The 20,910-nt window shown below is 67.3% G+C and carries 18 protein-coding genes; 7 read left to right on the top strand and 11 right to left on the bottom strand.

Annotated elements, in window-relative coordinates; translation table 11 throughout:
* From KVG96_RS09140 to KVG96_RS09115, 6 genes are all read left to right on the top strand, one after another.
* Positions 1-918, top strand: coding sequence for an ABC transporter permease (locus tag KVG96_RS09140; protein ID WP_217891723.1), 918 nt, complete (start codon positions 1-3; stop codon positions 916-918).
* Positions 915-1,703, top strand: a complete 789-nt coding sequence (locus KVG96_RS09135; RefSeq protein ID WP_217891722.1) for an ABC transporter permease — start codon at positions 915-917, stop codon at positions 1,701-1,703. The genes KVG96_RS09140 and KVG96_RS09135 overlap by 4 nt, the downstream gene beginning before the upstream one ends.
* A 20-nt stretch (positions 1,704-1,723) precedes the next feature.
* Positions 1,724-2,776 (top strand): extracellular solute-binding protein, encoded by a 1,053-nt coding sequence (locus tag KVG96_RS09130; protein ID WP_217891721.1) that lies wholly within the window; start codon positions 1,724-1,726, stop codon positions 2,774-2,776.
* Between the two features lie 158 nt (positions 2,777-2,934).
* The gene (locus tag KVG96_RS09125; protein WP_217891720.1) at positions 2,935-4,131 is read left to right on the top strand and encodes an amidohydrolase family protein; all 1,197 of its coding nucleotides are present in this window, start codon (positions 2,935-2,937) and stop codon (positions 4,129-4,131) included.
* Entirely contained in the window at positions 4,128-5,615 is a 1,488-nt protein-coding gene (locus KVG96_RS09120) for an amidohydrolase family protein (RefSeq protein ID WP_217891719.1), read from the top strand. Before KVG96_RS09125 ends, KVG96_RS09120 begins: the two co-directional genes overlap by 4 nt.
* 11 nt (positions 5,616-5,626) lie before the next feature.
* Entirely contained in the window at positions 5,627-6,289 is a 663-nt protein-coding gene (locus KVG96_RS09115; RefSeq protein ID WP_217891718.1) for a flavin reductase family protein, read from the top strand.
* A gap of 555 nt (positions 6,290-6,844) precedes the next feature.
* Here KVG96_RS09115 and KVG96_RS09110 read toward each other — a convergent pair.
* The 4 genes from KVG96_RS09110 to lexA are packed head-to-tail and all read right to left on the bottom strand — an operon-like array spanning position 6,845 to position 12,576.
* Positions 6,845-9,922 (bottom strand): error-prone DNA polymerase, encoded by a 3,078-nt coding sequence (locus KVG96_RS09110; protein WP_217891717.1) that lies wholly within the window; start codon positions 9,920-9,922, stop codon positions 6,845-6,847.
* Positions 9,919-11,334 (bottom strand): Y-family DNA polymerase, encoded by a 1,416-nt coding sequence (locus KVG96_RS09105; protein WP_217891716.1) that lies wholly within the window; start codon positions 11,332-11,334, stop codon positions 9,919-9,921. The genes KVG96_RS09110 and KVG96_RS09105 overlap by 4 nt, the downstream gene beginning before the upstream one ends.
* Before the next feature lie 7 nt (positions 11,335-11,341).
* Entirely contained in the window at positions 11,342-11,959 is a 618-nt protein-coding gene (gene imuA, locus KVG96_RS09100) for a translesion DNA synthesis-associated protein ImuA (RefSeq protein ID WP_217891715.1), read from the bottom strand.
* Positions 11,959-12,576 carry a transcriptional repressor LexA gene (gene lexA, locus KVG96_RS09095; RefSeq protein ID WP_217891714.1) on the bottom strand — a complete coding sequence of 206 codons (618 nt, stop codon included), beginning with the start codon at positions 12,574-12,576 and terminating at the stop codon, positions 11,959-11,961. The genes imuA and lexA overlap by 1 nt, the downstream gene beginning before the upstream one ends.
* Positions 12,577-12,958: 382 nt before the next feature.
* On the opposite strand from lexA, the gene KVG96_RS09090 reads away from it, so the two are divergent.
* Positions 12,959-14,617, top strand: a complete 1,659-nt coding sequence (locus tag KVG96_RS09090; protein ID WP_217891713.1) for a phosphoethanolamine transferase — start codon at positions 12,959-12,961, stop codon at positions 14,615-14,617.
* A gap of 15 nt (positions 14,618-14,632) precedes the next feature.
* Here KVG96_RS09090 and KVG96_RS09085 read toward each other — a convergent pair whose 3' ends face one another.
* From KVG96_RS09085 to KVG96_RS09055, 7 genes are all read right to left on the bottom strand, one after another.
* On the bottom strand, positions 14,633-14,908 hold the full coding sequence (locus KVG96_RS09085) for a DUF971 domain-containing protein (protein ID WP_217891712.1): 276 nt from the start codon (positions 14,906-14,908) through the stop codon (positions 14,633-14,635).
* On the bottom strand, positions 14,905-15,867 hold the full coding sequence (locus tag KVG96_RS09080) for a HEAT repeat domain-containing protein (RefSeq protein ID WP_217891711.1): 963 nt from the start codon (positions 15,865-15,867) through the stop codon (positions 14,905-14,907). The genes KVG96_RS09085 and KVG96_RS09080 overlap by 4 nt, the downstream gene beginning before the upstream one ends.
* A 153-nt stretch (positions 15,868-16,020) precedes the next feature.
* Positions 16,021-16,266 carry a 4Fe-4S dicluster domain-containing protein gene (locus tag KVG96_RS09075; RefSeq protein ID WP_085585730.1) on the bottom strand — a complete coding sequence of 82 codons (246 nt, stop codon included), beginning with the start codon at positions 16,264-16,266 and terminating at the stop codon, positions 16,021-16,023.
* 25 nt (positions 16,267-16,291) lie between these two features.
* On the bottom strand, positions 16,292-18,031 hold the full coding sequence (locus KVG96_RS09070; protein ID WP_217891710.1) for a fumarate reductase/succinate dehydrogenase flavoprotein subunit: 1,740 nt from the start codon (positions 18,029-18,031) through the stop codon (positions 16,292-16,294).
* Entirely contained in the window at positions 18,028-18,780 is a 753-nt protein-coding gene (locus KVG96_RS09065; protein ID WP_217891709.1) for a GntR family transcriptional regulator, read from the bottom strand. The genes KVG96_RS09070 and KVG96_RS09065 overlap by 4 nt, the downstream gene beginning before the upstream one ends.
* A 256-nt stretch (positions 18,781-19,036) precedes the next feature.
* Positions 19,037-20,005 carry a Gfo/Idh/MocA family protein gene (locus tag KVG96_RS09060; protein WP_217891708.1) on the bottom strand — a complete coding sequence of 323 codons (969 nt, stop codon included), beginning with the start codon at positions 20,003-20,005 and terminating at the stop codon, positions 19,037-19,039.
* 9 nt (positions 20,006-20,014) lie between these two features.
* Entirely contained in the window at positions 20,015-20,902 is an 888-nt protein-coding gene (locus tag KVG96_RS09055; protein WP_217891707.1) for a Dyp-type peroxidase, read from the bottom strand.
* Between the last annotated feature and the right edge of the window lie 8 nt (positions 20,903-20,910).

Genomic DNA, 20,910 nt, shown 5'->3' with positions numbered 1-20,910 from the left:
ATGAGCGTCAGCAGCACTTCCCCGACCCTCAACCGCGCGCTGCTGCTCAGCCCGGTGGTGTTGACCCTGCTCGCCCTGATCGCCATTCCGCTGGGGATCATGGGCTACATCAGCCTGTTGCCGCGCAACCTCTACGGCGGCGTCGACTGGCAGGCCGACTGGCAACTGCAAAGCTATGTGCAGCTGTTTTTCCAGGAAGGCTTCGACGGCGGGCTCGAACTGAACTGGGTGTACGCCCAGGCCCTGCTGCGGTCGGTGTTCCAGGCCGGCGGCACCACGGTGCTGTGCTTCCTGTTCGGCTTTCCGGTGGCGCTGTGGATGTCGAGCCTGACCCCGCGCCGGCGCAACCTGATGGTGTTGCTCATCACCATTCCGTTCTGGACCAACCTGCTGATCCGCAACTACGCCTGGCTGATCATCCTGCGCGAACAGGGCTGGGTCGCCCAGAGCCTCAACGCGCTGTTCCCCCAGGCCGGCGGCATCACCCTGCTCTACAACGACTTCGCGGTCAGCGTCGGGCTGGTCTACAGCTTCCTGCCGTTCATGATCCTGCCGATCTACTCGACCCTGGAGAAACTCGACTGGCGCCTGGTGGAGGCCGCCTACGACCTGGGCGCCAACCGCTGGCACGCGCTGCGCCGGATCATCCTGCCGCTGTCGATGCCCGGCGTGATCGCCGGCGCCCTGCTGGTGTTCGTGCCGAGCCTGGGGGCGTTCATCACCCCGGCGATCCTGGGCGGCGGCAAGACGCTGATGATCGGCAACCTGATCCAGCAGCAGTTCGGCACCGCACGCAACTGGCCCCTGGGCAGCTCGCTGTCGTTCCTGCTGCTGGGGATCCTGTTGCTGTCGCTGGTGCTGTACGCCCTCTACAGCCGCAACGCGGCCAAGAACCTCCACCGGGGAGCCCGCCCATGATCGCCCTGCACCTGAAGAAACTGCCCGCCACCCGGGAAATCAGCCTGCTGATCCTGGCCTACCTGTACCTGCCGATCCTGGTGCTGATCGTCTACAGCTTCAACGCCAACCGCTCGGCGACCGTGTGGACCGAGTTCTCGTTCGCCTGGTACGGGCGGATCCTGGCCAACCCGTCGATCCAGACGGCAGCGCTGAACTCGGTGATCGTCGCGGCCATCGCCACGGTGTGCGCCACGGCCACCGCGCTGCTGGCGGCGCTGGCCACCTGCCGGCCGTTCTACGGGCAGAAGATGGTCGAGGGCGGAATCAACCTGCCGCTGATCCTGCCGGAGATCGTCACCGCCGTGGCGACCCTGCTGCTGTTCATGTCGCTGGGGATCAAGCTCGGCCTGCTGACGGTGATCGTGGCGCACATCGGCTTCTGCATTCCGTTCGCGTACTTGCCGATCCGCGCGCGGCTCAACGACCTGGACCGGAGCTTGCTGGAGGCAGCGAACGACCTGTACGCCAACCCCTGGCAGGTATTCCGCCGGGTGACCCTGCCGCTGCTGTGGCCGGCGGTGCTGTCCGGCGCGGTGCTGGCGTTCGTGGTCAGCCTCGACGATTTCATCATGACCTTCTTCGTCGCAGGCCCCGGCTCCACCACGCTGCCGGTGTACATCTTCTCGGCGATCAAGGCCGGCGTGACCCCGGAGATCAACGCGATCTCGACCCTGATGCTGGTGATTTCCATCGTGCTGGTGGTGCTGGCCTTCTGGCTGGGCCAGCGCGGCAAACAACAATGAAGAAAACCTGGAGCGCTCTCATGAAAACCAAAGGCATGCGTCTGGCGGTATCCGGTCTGGCCCTGAGTTGTCTCACCGCGTTCGGCGCCCACGCCGCCGAGCCCAAGGAACTGTTCTTCTACAACTGGACCGACTACTACCCGGTGGATCTGCTGGCCAAGTTCGAGAAGGAGACCGGCATCAAGGTCACCATGGACGGCTACGACAGCAACGAAACCCTGCTGGCCAAATTGCAGGCCGGCGGCGCGGCGTACGACGTGATCGTACCGTCGCAGTCGATCATGCAGACGCTGATCCAGCAGAACCTGCTGCTGGAGATCGACGCACCGGGCCTGAGCAACTTCCAGTACGTCAAAGGGCCGTTCCGCGACCCGAGCTTCGACCCCGGCCGCAAATACTCGGCGCCGTACCTGTGGGGCACCACCGGGTTCTCCTACGACAGCGCGCGGGTGCCGGGCGGCAAACTGGACGACTCGTGGAAGGAGTTCTTCGAACCGCGCAAGGAACTGCAAGGCCAGCTCGCCGCCCTCGACACTTCCAGCAGCGTGATCAACGCCGCCAGCCATTACCTGAACGTCGACGAGTGCACGGAAAACCCGCAGGACGCCAAGCGCATCCTGGAGCTGCTGCAGAAGCAGAAACCGTTCCTGAAGATGTACAGCTCCGACAACACCGTCGACCGCATGGCCTCCGGCGAAGTGATCATGATGCAGAACTGGAACGGCTCCACCGCCCGCGCCACCTTGCAGAAGAGCACCATCCGCTACGTCTACCCCCGCGAAGGCCTGGCGATGTTCCAGGACAACTTCGCCGTGCCCAGGAGCGCGCCGCACCCGGGCAACGCGAAGATCTTCATCGACTGGATGATGAAACCCGAGAACGCCGCTGCCGTGTCCAACGCCATCGCCTACGCCAACGGCATCCAGAGCGATCAGTTGCTGGACGCGAAATGGAAAGTCATGGACGCGATCAACATGCCCGAGGAATACGCCTCGCGGCTGCGCCCGGAAAAGGAATGCAGCAACAAGGCGCGGGAGCTGCAGGACCGGATCTGGTCCAAGCTCAAAGGCTGAAGACCGTATCGCGGCCATCGTTGGCAAGTCGCATCGTCGCACCCCGACTCCCACAGGTTCCAGAGTGTTTCCGGATTTTGTGAACTGTCCACATCCCTGTGGGAGCTGGCTTGCCAGCGATGAGGCCTGCCCGGACAACAAAGAAACAGAGGTATGAAATGTCGCACCCCCGCTGGCTCAGAAACATCCGCCCCTACGGCGCCCCCGCCGAAGACCTGCTGATCGAAAACGGCAAATTCACCCAACGCCGCCCGGCCTCCAATGCTCCATTGGCCGTCACCGACATCGACGGCCAGAACCGGCTGCTCACCGCCCCATTGGTGGAAAGCCACGTCCACCTCGACAAAACCCTGTACGGCCAGCCCTGGCGCCCGAACAGCGCCGGCCCGACGCTCAAGGACTACATCGCCAACGAGCGCCGCGTGTTGCGCGAAGTGAAAGCGCCGATCGCCGAACGCGCCGGGGCCCTGCTGGAGAACTGCATCGCCCGCGGCTCGCTGACGATGCGCTGCCACGTCGACATCGACCCGGAATTCGGCCTGCGCCATGTTGAAGCCATGCTGCAATTGCGCGAACGCTACAACGACCTGATCGACCTGCAACTGGTGGTGTTCCCGCAGACCGGCCTGATCAGCCGCCCCGGCACCGCCGACCTGATGCGCGAGGCCATGGCCCTGGGCGTGGAGACCGTCGGCGGCCTCGACCCCTGCGGCATCGACAACGACCCCATCGCGCAGCTGGACTTCGTGTTTGCGCTGGCCGCCGAATTCGGGCGCGGCGTCGACATTCACCTGCACGACAAGGGCGAGCTGGGCCTGTGGCAGATCGCCCGGATCGCCGACCACACTGAACGTTTCGGCCTACAGGGCCGGGTGATGATCAGCCACGCCTATTGCCTGGGCATGCTGCCGTGGAGCCAGGTCCGGCCGGTGGCCGAACGGCTGGCGGCGCTGGGGATTTCGCTGATGAGCTCGGCGCCGGCCGATTGCCCGGTGCCGCCGTTCCTGGCCCTGCGCGAGGCCGGGGTCAACGTGTGCCTGGGTTCGGACGGCATCCGCGACGCGTGGTCGCCGATGGGCAACGGCGACATGCTGGAACGGGCGATGCTGCTGGCGTTCCGGTTCGACCTGAACAAGGACGAGGAACTGGCGGCGGCGTTCGACGCAGCCACGGGCAACGGGGCCCGCGCCCTGGGCGTCGAAGGGCATGGCTTCGGCATCGGCCGGGCGGCGGACTTTCTGCTGATGCCGGTGGAGACCCTCGGCGAGGCGGTGGTGGCGCGGCCTGTGCGGCAGGTCTACCGGGGCGGCGAACTGATCGCCGACGGCGGCCGCCTGCTGGGCAGCCGCTTGTGAAGCGCATGGGCCTGAAGGCCGCTTGCGTGGTCGGTTTCGACGGCACGCGGCATGTACTGTGGCGCGACGGCGAAGTGGTGTTCGAAGGCTCGCGCATCGTGTTCGTCGGGCGCGGCTATCCGGGACCGGTGGACGGCTGGACCGATTACGGCAATGCCCTGATCGGCCCCGGCTTCATCGACCTCGACGCTCTCGGCGACCTTGACTCCACGGTGCTGACCCTCGACAACGGCGACGAGCGCGCCATGGGCCGCATGTGGTCGGCGGACTACCTGGCGGCCGGCCCGCGGGAGTCGTTCAGCGCCGACGAAGAGGTCTTCAAGCACCGCTACGCCTTCACCCAACTGATCCGCAACGGCATCACCACGGCGATGCCGATCACCTCGATGTACTACCGCGAATGGGCGGAACGCTACGACGAGTTCGCGGCGGTCGCCGGCGTCGCCGCCGAACTGGGCCTGCGCACCTACCTGGGCCCCTGCTACATGAGCGGCATGAGTTACTGGCGCGCCGACGGCACCCTCGCCCATCACTGGGACGAAGCCCGGGGCCTGGCCGGGCTCGACGACGCCGAGCGGTTCTTCAAGGATTTCGACGGCGCCCATGACGGGTTGATCCGCAGCGCCCTGCTGCCCGACCGCATCCAGACCTGCACCCTGGCATTGCTGCAACGCACCGCCGCACTGAGCCGCGAGCTGAACGCACCGGTGCGCCTGCACTGCTGCCAGGCGCCCGGCGAGGTGGCGATGGTCGAACGCCTGCACGGCACCTCGCCGCTGGGCTGGCTGCAGCGGCTCGACCTGCTGACCCCGCGCAGCCTGCTGCCCCATGGCCTCTACACCCGTGGCGACGACGATCTGCAACGGCTGATCGACGGCGGCGCGAGCCTGGTGCATTGCCCGCTGGTGTTCGCCCGGGACGGCGAAGCGCTGGACTCGTTCGGGCGCCATCGGGCCCGAGGCATCAACTTCGCCCTCGGCACCGACACCTGGCCGGCGGACTTGCTGTCGAACATGCGCCACGGCCTGAACATCGCCCGGCTGATGGAGGGCGGCCCCTCGCTGACCTGCGGCCTGGACCTGTACAACGCCGCCACCCTCGGCGGCGCCAAGGCGCTGGGCCGCGACGACCTCGGCCGGCTCGCGCCGGGCGCCAAGGCCGACATCACCGTGTTCAGCCTGCGCGGGATGCACCTGGGGCCGCTGTTCGACCCGCTGAAAAACCTGCTGCTGGCCGGACGCGGCGACGACTGCATCGCCAGCTACATCGACGGCCGCTGCGTGATGCGCGACGGCCAGGTCAGCGGCGTGGACTACCCGTCCCTGCAACGCCAGGCCCAGCGCCAATACGAAAGACTGATGCGCAGCCACAGCGACCGGGCCTTTGGCCGACCGGACTGGAAAACCCTGTTCCGCCCGGCCATCCCGTTCGCCGACGACTACAGCGCCGACGCGCCCTTGAGCGCCATCGATCCCCTTCCTTAGAGACTTCTGCCATGCACAGCTTCGACTTCAGCCGACTCAGCCCACGGGAAAAGTACAAGATCCTCATCGGCAGCGTGGTGCCCCGGCCGATTGCGCTGGTCACCACCGTGGACGGCGAAGGCCGGGTCAACGCCGCGCCGTTCAGCTTCTTCAATGCGCTGTCGGCGGATCCGCCGATCCTGGCCCTGGGCGTCGAGAACTATCAGGACCAAAGCCCCAAGGACACCACCCGCAATATCCAGTTGAATCAGGAGTTCACCGTCAACATCGTCAGCGATGCCCTGGTGGAAGCCATGAACGTCTGTGCCGTGCCCTTCGCGCCGGGCTTCGACGAACTGACCGCCGCCGGCCTGACCGCCATCGCCGGCACCACGGTCAAATGCCCGCGCATCGGCGAAGCGCCGGTGGCGCTGGAATGCCGGCGGATGATGGCGCTGTCCATCGGCCAGTCCCGGGAAATCATCCTGGGCGAAGTGCTGATGGCCCACGTGCGCGACGAACTGATCGACCCCAAGACCCTGTACATCGACCAACTGGGCCTGGACGCCATCGGTCGCATGGGCGGCCACGGCTACGCCCGCACCCGCGACTATTTCGACCTGCCGACCCGCTCGCTGCAGGCCTGGACCGAAGCGCCGGGGGGCGGCGAGCGGCTTTGGCCTTCGGCCGACTGACTGCCGCCATCCCCGGCGGGAGGCCGCTTGCTGGCGATGGCGGCGGGTCAGGCTCCACAGATGTCGGCTGCCGGCCTCATCGCTTGCAGGCAAGCGCCTACAGGTTTTGTGGTGAACCTGAATTTTGCGGGCACCGGGGATCCCCTGTAGGAGCCAGCCTGCTGGCGATGGCAGCGGGTCAGGCTCCACAGATGTCGGCTGCCGGCCTCATCGCTTGCAGGCAAGCGCCTACAGGTTTTGTGGTGAACCTGAATTTTGCGGGCACCGGGGATCCCCTGTAGGAGCCAGCCTGCTGGCGATGGCAGCGGGTCAGGCTCCACAGATGTCGGCTGCCGGCCTCATCGCTTGCAGGCAAGCGCCTACAGGTTTTGTGGTGAACCTGAATTTTGCGGGCACCGGGGATCCCCTGTAGGAGCCAGCCTGCTGGCGATGGCAGCGGGTCAGGCTCCACAGATGTCGGCTGCCGGCCTCATCGCTTGCAGGCAAGCGCCTACAGGTTTTGTGGTGAACCTGAATTTTGCGGGCACCGCAGCTCCCACAGTTTTTTGGGCGGGGTCAGTGGAAGTCGCGGCTCTGCACGCGGATGCCGTTGAGCAGCGGGCTCAGGTCGCTCAGCCGTCCGGCGATCAGGTGGCGCACTTCGCCTTCGCGCTCCCAGCGGCCATCGACCTTGAGCAGTTGCGAGCCCACCAACACCCGGCGCTGGCGGTCGGCCAGGTCGCGCCAGACCACCACGTTGACGTTGCCGAACTCGTCCTCGAGGGTGACGAAGGTCACGCCGCTGGCGGTGCCCGGCCGTTGGCGTCCGGTCACCAGCCCGGCGATGCTGACCGGACGGCCGTGCTCGACCTCCTGCAATTCCCGCGAACTGCGGCACCGCCGCGCCCTCAGCTCCTCGCGCAGCAACGCCAGCGGATGCGGCCCCAGGGTGGTGCCGAGGGTGGCGTAGTCGGCGTGCAGGTCTTCGCCGACGCTGGGCCTGGGCAACACGACCTCAGGCTCTTCCTGCCCCGGCAACCCGGCGAACAGCCCAAGCTGCGCCTGCACCCCGGCCACTTCCCAACGCGCCCGGTGGCGGTCGCCCGCCAGCCCGCGCAGCGCCCCGCAGTCCGCCAGCAACGCCAAGGCCCGGCTGTCGAGCCCTGCCCGTGCGCCCAGGTCGGTGACATCGGCAAACGCGCCCCGCTCCCGCGCCGCCTCAATGCGTCGGGCATCCTCCTCGCGAAAGCCCTTGACCATGCGCAACCCCATGCGGATGGCAGGCTGCCCGCCGGCCATGGGTTCCAGGCCGCAATCCCAGTCGCTGGCGCGCACGTCCACCGGGCGGATCTGCAAATGGTGCCGGCGGGCGTCCTGAAGGATCTGGTCCGGGCTGTAGAACCCCATCGGCCAACTGTTGATCAGCGCACAGGCGAACGCCGCCGGTTCGTGGCACTTGAGCCAGCAACTGGCATAGGTGAGCAAGGCGAAGCTGGCGGCGTGGGATTCGGGAAACCCGTAGCTGCCGAAGCCCTTGATCTGTTCGAAGATCTGCGCGGCGAACTCCGGCGAGTAGCCGTTCTTCTTCATGCCGGCAGCCAGCCGCTCCTTGTGCGGCTCCAGCCCGCCGTGACGCTTCCACGCGGCCATGGAACGGCGCAGCTGGTCGGCCTCGCCGGGGCTGTAGTCCGCCGCGACGATGGCGATCTGCATCACCTGCTCCTGAAACAGCGGCACGCCGAGGGTACGCTTGAGCACCGCCTCCAGTTCCGGTGACGGATAGGTGGTCTTTTCCTCATTGTTCCGACGACGCAGGTACGGATGCACCATCCCGCCCTGGATCGGCCCCGGACGGACGATGGCCACCTCGATCACCAGGTCGTAGAAGTTCTGCGGCCGCAACCGGGGCAGCATCGACATCTGCGCCCGCGACTCGATCTGGAACACGCCGATGGTGTCGGCGCGGCTGATCATGTCGTAGGTCGGCCGGTCGTCGGCCGGAATCGTCGCCAGGCTCAGATCCCTGTTGCGGTGGCGGCCCAGCAGGTCGAAGCAGCGGCGGATCGCGCTGAGCATGCCGAGGGCGAGGATGTCGACCTTGAGCAACCCGACCGCGTCGAGGTCGTCCTTGTCCCACTGGATGACCGTGCGGTCGGCCATGGCGGCGTTCTCCACCGGCACCAGGGTGTCCAGCGGCTCCTGGGAGATCACGAACCCGCCGGGATGCTGCGACAGGTGCCGGGGGAAGCCGATCAGTTGCCCGGTCAGGCTCAGCACCCGGCGCAGCACCGGGCTGTCCGGGTCGAACCCGCCTTCGCGCAAACGCTCGACCGGCGGCACGTCGTCGCTCCAGTGGCCGCAGCAGTCGGCCAGCGCGTTGATCTGATCCGGCGGCAGGCCCAGGGCCTTGGCCACGTCGCGCACGGCGCCGGCCGCGTGGTAGGTGCTGACCACCGCCGTCAACGCGGCGCGGCCGCGGCCGTAGCGGCGGAACACGTACTGCAGGACTTCTTCGCGGCGTTCGTGCTCGAAATCCACGTCGATGTCCGGCGGTTCATTGCGCTCCTTGGACATGAAACGCTCAAACAGCAGCGTGGTGCGGTCCGGGTCGATCTCGGTGATGCCCAAGGCGAAGCACACCGCCGAGTTGGCCGCCGAGCCACGGCCCTGGCAGAGGATGCGCTGCTCGCGGGCGAACTTCACGACGTCGTGGACAGTGAGGAAATAGCTTTCGTAGCCCAGCTCGGCGATCAGCTTCAGTTCCTTGTTGATCTGCCTCAGCACCTTGAAGGGCGCCCCTTTTTCCCAGCGCCAGGCGATGCCGCCCTTGGTCAGGTGCCGCAGCCAGGAACGGCCGGTGTGCCCGTCAGGCACCAGCTCTTGCGGGTATCGGTACTGCAACTGCCCCAGGTCGAAGGTGCAGCGCCGGGCCAGGTCCACGGCGGCCTGCAGCAGGGCCGGCGGATACAGCCCGCGCAGCGCGTCGAGGCTGCGCAGGTGCCGCTCGCCGTTGGGGTGCAGGCGCAGCCCGGCCTCGGCCACCGGGACGTGGTGGCGGATCGCGGTCATGGTGTCCTGCAACGCCCGGCGGCCACGGGCGTGCATGTGCACATCGCCGCTGGCCAGCGCCGGGATGCCCAACCCGTCGGCCAGTTCCAGCAACGCCGCCAGCCGTTGGCGGTCGTCCTGCCCGCAATGCAGCTGCACCGCCAGCCACAGGCGCTCGCCGAAGGCCTGGCGCAGCCAACGGCCTTCTTCGACGTCATCGGTGGCGTCCGGCACCCACAGCGCCTGCAACCCCGGCAGCGGCTGGCTGAAGTCCTCGCGCAGCACCCGATAGCAGCCTTTCTGCGTACGCCGCCGGGCACGGGTGATCAGGCCGCACAGGGCCTGATAGCCTTCGAGGGTTTCCACCAGCAGCACCAGTTTCGGGCCTTGGTCGATGCGCACCTCGCTGCCGATGATCAGCGGCAGCTCCACGGCCTTGGCCGCCTGCCAGGCCCGGACGATCCCGGCCAGGGTGCATTCGTCGGTGATCGCCAGGGCCTGGTAGCCCTGCTGCTTCGCCCGTTGGAACAGCTCCAGCGCACTGGAGGCACCGCGCTGGAAACTGAAGTTCGACAGGCAGTGCAGTTCGGCATAGCCGTCGTTCATGCGAACCAGCCCTGCAGCCACAGCGGACCGCCCTCGCCCACCGCCCGGTAGGCCCAGCCCTGCTGCCCGGCGCGGTTCTGGATCAGGTAGTAGTCGCGGCGCACGTCGTCACCGTCCCACCAGCCGGATTCGATGCGCTCCGGGCCCATGAGGATCCGCGCCGCGCCCTCGGGCACCGCCTGCGGCTCGTCCAGCAGCCAGCCCGGACGGTGCACGCCCGGCAGCGGCGCGCAGGGCAGCTTGTCGACCCCGGTTTGCCACGCGCATTCGGGACGGTGGTCGGCCTGGAAACGCAGGCCCTGCACCGCGTCGTCCCCCAGCCGGGCGCGCAGGCGTTCGCGCAGTTGTTCCCAGGGCAAGGTCTGCTGGGGACGTTCGTCGAACAGCTCCTGATGCTGGGGCACGAAGTCGGGCAGGTCTTCGGCGCACAGGCGAAACCCGCGCACCGGCGCCTCGACCTGCACCTGCTCCAGGCGCCCGCGGGCCAGCTCGAACAGCATCGCCGGATCGCGCTCGGCGCTGAGCAGGCCGACCTTGATCAGCGTGTCCGGCAGGCCGGCATGCTCAAGGTGCAGGTCGAACCGTTGCACGCCGCTGTCGCGGCCACAGAGGAACGCCGCCAGGTCGGCGGTCAGGCGGCGCAACGGGAACAGCAGCGCCTGATGGGACTGCACGTCGAAATTGAGCTCGATGCGCACGTCGAAGCGGTCCGGCGGCTGGTAGAACGCCAGCGCCAGCGGCCGTGCGCCGAACAGGGTGTCCAGGTGCTTGAGCACCTGCGCCTCGAAACGCCGGGCCAACGCCTGACGCGGCAAGGCCTGCACCTGGCCGAGGTGGCGCAGGCCCATGCGCTCCAGCGCCGTGGCCACGTTCGGCGCCAGCCCGACCCGGTCGACGGGCAGCCGCCCCAGATGATGGCGCAAGGCTTCGCCGTCGGGCACCACCAGACCGTCGCCGACGTTGGCCAGCACCCGCGCCGCCGCCGGGTTGGGCGCAGCGACGATGCGGTGGCGAAACCCCAGCGCCGTCAGCTCCGAGCGCAGCAACGCCTCGAACTGTGCCCAGGAGCCGAACAGGCCGAGGCTGGACTCGATCTCGAACACCACGGTGCGCGGGTAATGCACGCTGACCTGCGCGCTGAAGCGGTAGGCCCAGGCGGCGAGAAAGCATTGCCAGTGTTCGACCTCGGCCATGTCGTACTCGGCGCTGGCGAAATCCCGGGTCAGGGCCTGGGCGGCGGTCATCGACTGACCGGGGCGCAGGCCCTGGGCCCTGGCCGCGTCGTTCACGGCCTGCAGCACCCGGCGCTGGGCCGGGCCGCTGAGCAGCGCCAACGGTTGGTCGGGATCGGGGCGTTGACGCAGCACCGCGTCGAGCGCCAATTGCGGAAACAGGATGCAGACCCAGCGCATGGCGGCCTCAATGCCCCACGGCAAAGGCGATTGGCGCCGTGCGGGCCAGCCCGCCGCGGCACTTGAGCACCCGCAGCTGCGCCGGCCGGGCGTCGACGGCGATCCGCAGCGCCGCCGGCGACGGGTTGGCCGCCTCGCTCAACGGGCGCCAGGCAAACGCCAGGGTCTGGCCGGTTTCCGCCGCCACCTGCAAGCGCCGCAGCGCACGGTCATCGGCCTTGTGCGGCCAGCACAGCACCGCGCCGCAACTGCCCGAACGCAGGCATTGCTCCGCCGCCCACAAGGCATCGCGCTCGCTGGCCCGGATCACCGACAACTGGCGCAGATCGACGCCGGCGTTGGCCCAGGCCTGGGGGTACGGCACGAACGGCGGCGCCACCAGCACGATGCGCTCGCCCGCCGCCGACAGCCGCGCCAGGGTCGGCCACACCAGTTGCAGTTCGCCGACGCCGGGGCCGGTCAACAGGATTTCGCTCAACGCCGACTCCGGCCAGCCGCCGCCGGGCAGTGCCGCGTCCAGCGCAGGATGGCCGGTGGGCTGCGGGCTGGCGGCCGGGGCCGCAGGTCGGCCCTTCCAGACCTGGCCGCCATTGAACAGCGTGTCCAACGCAACGACGGCGCCCATCAGCCTTGCCTCACCAGGCCGCAGAACACCCCTTCGATGGCCAGGTCCTGGTCGGCCCGCACCACGATGGGCCGGTACGCGGGGTTGCGCGGCAGCAGGCGGACTTCATCGCCGACCCGCTCGAAACGCTTGATGGTGACTTCGCCGTCCAGCCGCGCCACCACGATCTGGCCGTTGAGCGCCTCGGGATTGCGCCGCACGCCCACCAGGTCGCCGTCGAGGATGCCGTCCTCGATCATCGAGTCGCCCTGCACCCGCAGCAGGTAGTCCGGCGCGCGGGCGAACAGCGCCGGGTCGAGCATCAGCCGGTTGTGGACCTCGGCGTCGGCACCGATCGGCGCGCCCGCCGCCACCCGGCCCAACACCGGCACGTCCAGCAGTTCCGGACGCGGCGGCTGATTGAGCAGGCGGATGCCCCGGGCCTGATGCGGATTGACCTCGATGAACCCGGCCTCGGTGAGCGCCAGCACATGCTTGCGCGCCACGCTGCGGGAGGCGAAACCAAAAGCCTCGCTGATTTCAGCGAGGCTCGGGGGCTGACCGTGTTCGGCGATGCGTTCGCGGATGAAGGTCAGGATGGCGGTACGGCGGGGAGTCAGGTTTGTCATGGAGTACATTTGTACTCCACCTGGGATTTTCTGGCAACGACCGCCAGTCAGGCCAAAACCTGTAGGAGCTTGCCTGCAAGCGATGGCGTCGGCACTGCCGAAATCTGCGGTGACTGACCCACCGCCATCGCCGGCAAGCCGGCTCCCACAGGTCTCGCTATGTCCGCAGGATCCATGTACACCGCCATCGCCAGCAGGCTGGCTCCCACAGAATTCAGCAGCGGCCGCAGTTCTGTGCCCACAGGGATCCTGGTCACCCATCGTCCTTGTGCATGAACCCTGCCCCTCACCGAAGGTTTGTTACAGGATGTTTACGAAATTTTGACCAATGATCTTCTACAGTTGCACGCGAACCGCGTGTGCTTTCTATCCGAGTAGAGGAAAAACCCCAATGGCTGCAGGCAAAGGACTGCGTTTACCGTCCATCACCCCCACCCGTCTGGTGCTACTGTTTTCCCTGGCGCTGGTGGCGCTGTACAACCTGGCGACATGGAAGGCGCTGGGCACGTTGATCACCTTGCAAGGGGCGCACAAGCTGGCGTTCTTCGCCTCCTTCGGCGTGTTCCTGTGGGCCGCCATCACCCTGCTGCTGACCCTGGTGTCGTTCCGCTGGACGCTGAAGCCGGCGCTGACCCTGGTCGCCCTGCTCTCGGCTTGCGCCGCCTATTTCATGAACGAATACGGCATCACCATCGACACGGTGATGATCCAGAACGTGTTCGAGACCAACCCGGCGGAAGCCTCCGCGCTGTTCAGCGGCAAGCTGCTGGCCTATGTGCTGCTGCTCGGCGTGGTGCCGGCGGCGCTGATCTGGCGCTGGCCGGTGGCGTACCGGCCGTTCTTTCGCGGGCTGCTGAACAAGGTGCTGGTGATGGTGGCCTGCGTGCTGGTGATCGGCGCGTCGGTGGGCGCGTTCTACTCGACCTACGCGCCGATCTTTCGCGAGGAAGACAAGCTCACCCACTTCATCAACCCGACCAACTACATCTACGCGATCAGCAAGTACGCCAAGCAGCGACTGGGGATCAAAAAGCACTTCGTGGTGCAGGCCGTCGGCGAAGACGCGGTGATGAGCGCCAAGGCCACCGCCCGCGAGAAGAAGTCGCTGATGGTGTTCGTGGTCGGCGAAACCGCCCGGGCCGACCATTTCTCGCTCAACGGCTACGAACGCGAGACCAACCCCGAGCTGAGCAAGCTGGACATCCTCAACTTCACCCAGGTGCACTCCTGCGGCACGTCCACGGCGGTGTCGGTGCCGTGCATGTTCTCGATGTTCCCCCGCGAGGACTACAGCGACAAGAAAGGCAAGACCTACGAAGGCCTGCTCGACATCCTCCAGCGCGCCGGCGTGCAGGTGCTGTGGCTGGACAACAACAGCGACTGCAAGGGCACCTGTCTGCGGGTGCCGCACCGCGACATCGCCAAGAACCAGCCGGGGCCGTTCTGCGACGGCAACAACTGCCTCGACGAGGCGTTGCTGGCGGACCTGCAGGGCTACATCGACAGCCTCAAGGGCCACGCGATCATCGTCCTGCACGCCGACGGCAGCCACGGCCCCGAATACTACGATCGCTACCCGAAGGAGCAGGAACGCTTCAAGCCGATCTGCCACACCAACCAATTGGGCAGTTGCAGCCGCGAGGAACTGGTGAACGTGTACGACAACACGATCCTGTACACCGACCACTTCCTGGCCAAGGTGATCGAGCTGCTCAAGCGCAACCAGGACACCCTCGACACCTCGATGCTGTACGTCTCCGACCACGGCGAATCCCTGGGCGAGAACGGCCTGTACCTGCACGCCGCGCCTTACGCCCTGGCCCCCGAGGCCCAGACCCATGTGCCGATGGTGATGTGGTTCGGCAACAATACCCTGGCGCAACTGGGCATCGACCGTGGCTGCCTGCAAGGCAAAAGCGGCCAGCCGGACCTGAGCCACGACAACCTGTTCCACTCGGTGCTGGGGCTGTTCGAGGTCAAGACCTCGCTGTACCAGCCGGGGCTGGACATCTTCCGCGGCTGCCGGCCGGCGATGACGGCTGCGCAGTGACCTGACGCCGCAGGATCAAGGCAGTTGCTGCAGGTACTGCCAAGGGTAGATCCCCCGCCGGTGGCCGTCGCTGAACACCAGTTGCAGGCCGTAGCCCTGGGGGTTGAGTTCGATGATCCGGACTCGGTCATCGACCTGCGGCGTCATGCCCCGCAGGCGCAACGCCCGGCACTGCGAGCACGGACAGCGACGGCGCAACTCAACGTGCCCCAGGCGCTGTTCGCGCCCGTCCGGCCAGTTCAAGCGCAATGTCTGCCCGGCCGAGGCATTGCCGATGGCCAGCGGGCTCATTGCAACTGACTCAACGCGATGCGCACGGCCTTGCGCACTTCCGGGTCGCCGTCGTCCTGGGCGGCCTGCAACGCGGCCACCGCGCCACGGTCATTGAGTTCGCCCAGGGCCAGCGCCGCCTCTTTGCGCAGGTTGCTGATGCGGTGGCCCAGGGTCTCGATCAACGCATCCAACGCGGCGACACAGCGCAGGCGACCGAGGCTGCGGGCGGCGCGCAGGCGCACTTGCCAGTAGTCGTCGTTCAGGGCCTGGATCAGGGCCGGGCCGGCGTCGGGGTGGCCGACCTTGCCCAGGGTCGTGGCGGCTTCTTCGCGCACGGGCCAGGCCGAGTCCTGCAAGGCCCGTTGCAGGGCCGGCAGCACGTCGGCGCCGGACGCCAGCCCAAGGGCGCCGGTGGCGGCGCGGCGCACTTCGCTGTCCGGGTCGGCGCTGGCAAGCCGCGCCAGCGCCGGCAAGGCATCAAGTTGTTTGAGCCAGCCGAGCACCCCCACCGCTTCGCGACGCACGCCCGCATCGGCGTCGTCGAGCGCCGCCACGGCTGCCGGCGCCGCTTGGGCCAGGCGCAGTTCTCGCAGGGCCCGCCAGGCCGACGTGCGCACGCCGGTTTCGGCGTGCGCCGTCCACGGCAGGATCACCCGGCCTGCGGCTTCGCTCTTGAGCAGGCTCAGGCTTTGCGCGGCGGCGACCCGCACCGCCGGCGACGGGTCGGTCAGCGCCTGGCACAAGGCCTCGACCACCGGCGCGTCTTCCCAGGCCTCCAGCAAGCGCGCCGCCTCGGCGCGCACGTCTTCGGCGGAATCGTCCGTCAGCCGCTCCACCAGCCAGAGCAGGCCGTCCGGCTCTTCGAGGTCGGCCAGGTCGATCAGGGCAATGCGGCGCACGCCCGGATCCTCGGCGGTCAGGCGCGGTTGCAGGGCGAGGATGTCGGCGTTGTCGGTCACAGCAAAAAAAGAGGTCATGGGCTCACCACCGCTTGGGTTCGGACGGTGCGTTTGCGCCGCTGTCGGTGGGCGGTGGGAAACGCGGGGATGTTCTTGTTCCAAGCGTCCGGGGGTGGCCGGATGGCGTCTTGCGTTGTCGGTGGCGTCAGTGAGCGCGCCGCAGGTCACGGATCAGCGCAGCAAATACGGAATCTCCACTTTCACCGCCCCGGTCGGGCAGTCCTTTTCGCAGGGCATGCAGTACCAGCACTCGTCGAAGGCCATGTAGGCCTTCTGCGTGGCCGGGTTGATCGCCAGCAGATCCATCGGGCAGACGTCGACGCACACGGTGCAGCCCTTGTCGGCGATGCATTTGTCTTCGTCCACGGTGACGGGGGCGTTGGAGCGGAAGAAGATGTCCTGGGCTTGATGGGCCATGGTCGGGGCTCTCTCTGGGTGAGGTTCAGGCGGCGCCGACCCGCAGGCGGTCGTAGGCCTGCATTTCAACGGCGTCCAGGGGAATGATGTAAGGCTCGACGGGCTTCTTGAAGCTGGTCATGCGCCCGTCCTCGCCTTTCTTCAGGTGGCAATGGCAGAACCATTCGCGGTCGTTGCGCTCGGGGTGGTCGACCCGGTAGTGGTACAGGCCCCAGCGGCTTTCGGCGCGGAACAGCGAGGCGCGGGCGGCCATTTCGGCGCAGTCGCGGATCACGCTCACTTCCATGGCGCGCATCAGTTCGTGGGCGTTGTGGGCCTTGAGCCGGTCGAGGTCGCGCTCGATGTCGCCGAAGCGTTGCAGGCCGATCTCCATCTTCTTGGTCACCTTCGGCGGTTGCAGGTAGTCGTTGACGAAGCGCCGCAGCTTGTACTCGACCTGGGCCGGCGGCAGGCCGTGCTCGCGCGCAAGCGGCGCGAACACCCGCGCCCGCTCCCGCTCGACCTGTTCGGCATCCAGTGCGGTGAACCCGCGCCCTTCCACGAACTGCGCCGCGTTCTGCCCGGCGAACCCGCCGTAGGTGAACGCGCCGAGCATGTAGTTGTGCGGCACCGCCGCCATGTCACCGGCCGAATACAGGCCCTTGACCGAGGTCTCGGCCCGCTCGTTGACCCACACCCCGGACGCCGAGTGGCCGCTGCAGAAGCCGATTTCCGAGATGTGCATCTCGACCATCTGCGTGCGGTAGTCGGTGCCGCGGTTGGCGTGGAACTGGCCGCGGCTGGGGCGTTCGTTGCTGTGCAGGATCTGTTCGATGTCCTGGATGGTTTCCTCCGCCAGGTGATCGAGCTTGAGGAACACCGGACCGTTACCGCTCTCCAGCTCCTGGTGGAACTCGCGCATCATCTGCCCGCTCCAGTAGTCGCATTCGATGAAGCGCTCGCCCTTGTTGTTGGCGGTGTAGCCGCCCAAGGGGCCGGTGACGTAGGCGCAGGCCGGGCCGTTGTAGTCCTTGATCAACGGGTTGATCTGGAAGCATTCCAGGTTCGCCAGTTCGGCTCCGGCGTGGTAGGCCATGGCATAGCCGTCGCCGGCGTTGGTCGGGTTCTCGTAGGTGCCCATCAGGTAGCCGGAGGACGGCAGGCCGAGGCGCCCGGCGGCGCCGCAGGCCAGGATCACCGCTTTGGCCTTGATCACATGGAAGTCGGCGGTGCGGCAGTCGAAGCCCATCACGCCGTTGACCGTGCCCTCCTCGTCCGTCAGCAGACGGGTGCAGACCAGGCGGTTGGTGATGCTCACCCGCGCCCGCTTCAGTTGGCGGTAGAGGACTTTCTTGATGTCGTGCCCTTCCGGCATCGGCAGCACGTAGGCGCCCATGTGGTGGACTTTCTTCACGGCGTAGTCGCCGGTTTCGTCCTTCTCGAACTTCACGCCCCAGCGGTCGAGCTGCTCGATGGTCTGGAAGCTGTGGGTGGCGTAGGCGTACACCGCCGCCTGGTTGACGATGCCGTCGTTGGCGACGGTGATTTCCTTGGTGTACTGCTCAGGCGTCGAATGGCCGGGAATGACCGCGTTGTTCAGGCCGTCCATGCCCATGCTGATCGCGCCGCTGCGCTTGACGTTGGCCTTGTCCACCAGCAGCACGCGCAGGTCGCGGTTGTGCTCCTTGGCCTTGATCGCCGCCATCGGGCCGGCGGTGCCGCCGCCGATCACGACGATGTCGTATTCCTGTTCGATCGTGGTGCCTGCCGTCGAATCCTGCGTCATGTGCGCTCCCCTTTTTGCCGGTCGATCCGCAGGCGGTACTGGAACGCATCGCCGCGGTAGTAAAGGTGTTCGAAATCCAGAGGCTGGCCGTCGGCATCATGGGTCAGGCGCTCGATGCGCATGATCGGCGAACCGGCCTCGACGCCCAGGGCCTGGGTCAGGTCGTCGTCGGCCAGCACCGCGTCGATGGCAAGGTCCGCATGCCCCAGCGCCAGGCCGCAGTCGTTCTCCAGGATCAGGAAGATGTCGCGGGTCACCAGGTCGGCCTTCTCCAGGCGCTCGCCCAGGTGCCTGGGCAGGTAGGTGATCTCCAGCGAGACCGGCTCGCGGTTGATCAGCCGCACGCGCTTGACCTGCGCCACGGTGTCGCCTTCGGCCACTTGCAGGCGTTCGGCGATGCGCGCGTCGGCGGCGATGAACCGGAAGCTGCGCAGACGGTTGATCACCTCGTAGCCGCGGCCGGTCATGGATTCGGCCAGGCCCTGCAGGGTGCTGACGTTCTGGAAGGTCTTGGGCTTGGCGACGAACGTGCCTTTGCCGTGGATCTTGAAGATCAGCCCTTCCTTCTGCAGATCGCCCAGCGCCTGGCGCACGGTGATGCGGCTGACCTTGAACATCGCACCCAGCTCGCTTTCGGAGGGCATCTGGCTGTCTTGCGGGTATTGGCCGTCGAGGATGCGCGTGCGCAGCACATCGCGCAGTTGGGTGTGCAACGGGACGCTGCCCAGGGAAAGGAGGTTGTCGGTCATCGGCGATCACTTGTCATAACGAGTTATGACGTGATCTTAGGGAAGCGGTGTCAGGCTTGAGAAATATTGTTTGGGCATAACCTTAGATGCGGGGCTGCGGGAGCGCCTGTCTTGCCCTGCGGTGCTCTCACTGACGTCATCGCCAGCAGGCTGGCTCCCACATTGTTCTGCAGTGATCGCCAACCTTGCAGCCGACCGAGATCCCTTGTGGGAGCCAGCCTGCTGGCGATGGCGTCAATCCAGACGCCGCAGGGCGTCACCCGCGCTTGAGGATCCGGTCCATCACCCAATCGGTCTTCAGGGCCTCGGCGGCCACCGCCGGGTGCTGCGTCTGGCCACGGATGTGGGCGTTCATGCCCAGGACGTGATGCCACTGGATGTGTTCGTGATGGGGGATGTGCAGGCTGACGTGTTCATCGGCGTGCAGTTCGACCGGTTGCTCATCGAACACCGAGAAACCGATCCGCCCGCGGCTGCCGACGATCTCGACCCGGTCCTCGCGCCGGTCCGCGGCAAAGCTCCAGCAGCCCATGCCCAGGGCGCCGCCGGCGAACCGCCAACTGGCGCCGACTGCGTCCTCGGCCGCGTACAGCCCGGCCTGGCGTGCGGTGAAGCCGGCCACGTCGACGATGTCGCCGAGCAGGTACTGGAACAGATCCAGGCCATGGCTGGCCAGGTCGGCGAAGTAGCCGCCGCCGGCCACCGCCGGGTCGGTGCGCCAGTTGTCGCCACCCTCAAGGTCGGTCTTCGACGGGGCCTTGGTCAGCGTCCAGCTCAGCAGCCGGACCTCGCCGATCCGGCCTTCGTCCAGCCATTGCCGCACCTGCCGGAAACGCGGCAGGGAACGGCGGTAATAGGACACGAACAGGTGCCGGCCGGCGTCGGCGAACGCCTGGTGCATCTCGCGGCTCTGCCCGGCGTTGAGCGCCATGGGCTTTTCCACGCAGCAATGCTTGCCGGCGGCGGCGACCTTGAGGCTGTAGGCGTGATGGCTGTCGGGGGGCGTGGCGATGTACACCGCGTCCACGTCGGGGTCGTTGATCAGGGCGTCGGCGTCGGTGTAGAACCGCCCGACGCCGTGGCGGGCGGCGTAGTCGCTGACGGCGTCGAGCCGCCGCCCCATCACCGCCACCAACGCTGAACCGGGCGCCTTGCGCAGCGCCGGACCACTCTTGCGTTCAGTGACGCTGCCGCAGCCGATCATGCCCCACCGCACCACGTCCATGCCCGGGCCTCAGCCGATGCGCAGGGCGCGCAGGTCGAGGCGGCCGTCCTGGAGCGGCGGGCACCAGTAGTAGCCGCCGGTGATCGGCCGGCTGATGCGGTACAGGCCGTCGGTGATGCCGTCCTCCAGGCCGCTCATGCGCCGCAGTTGCGCTTCGAAGGCGTCGAGGGAGAAGCCGAACGCGAGGAACATCAGGCCGGCGCGGTCGCCTTCGATCCACGGCATCGAACGGCGCACCACGAACGCTTCGGGCGCGAAGCTTTCCTGGGCGGTGCGTTTGACGTGGGCGGAGACCGGCGCGTCGTCGATCTCTTCGTTGTCGCTCAGGCGACGGCCCATGATGTTGTCCTTGTCTTCGGCGGACAGCGCGTGGAACCCCTTGAGGTCATGCTGCCACTGCTGGATCGCGGCGAAGCTGCCGCCGACCAGGCCCTGCGCACCCTCGCTCACCAGCGCGGCGGCCACGGCGGCCTCGTCGTGGGGGTTTTCGGTGCCGTCCTCGTAACCGGTGAGGTCGTGGCCGCCCATGTGGCGGAAGGCTTCCTGCTTCTGCACCAGGCGCAGGGCCGGGGCCAGCGCCGCCTCGAATTGAGTGCTGCGGTTGAGCAGTTCGCCACGGTCGGTGCCGTGCAGCCAGACCCACAGCGCATGCTGGGTCGACGGGTTCTCCACGCCCACGCCGGTCAGCGCCGGGAAGCTGCGCAGGCCGTCGATGTCCACCTTGAGCGCCTTGGCCAGGGACTCGCCGAAACCGACCACCGCCGATTTGCCGTCCACCAGGTTCAGCAGGTTGTCGATCGCCTGAGGCAGCGCTTCGAGCGATTCGAGGGCGAAAAACAGGTGGCGTGCCTGCGGCGGAACGGGGGTGGCGAGGATGCCCGGCTGGTAGTGACTCATGTGAACTC

The sequence above is a fragment of the Pseudomonas ekonensis genome (assembly GCF_019145435.1).
In the GTDB taxonomy this organism is placed as follows: domain Bacteria; phylum Pseudomonadota; class Gammaproteobacteria; order Pseudomonadales; family Pseudomonadaceae; genus Aquipseudomonas; species Aquipseudomonas ekonensis.
Note: the sequence above shows the minus strand (reverse complement) of the source record. Positions and strands in the feature narration are given on the sequence as shown.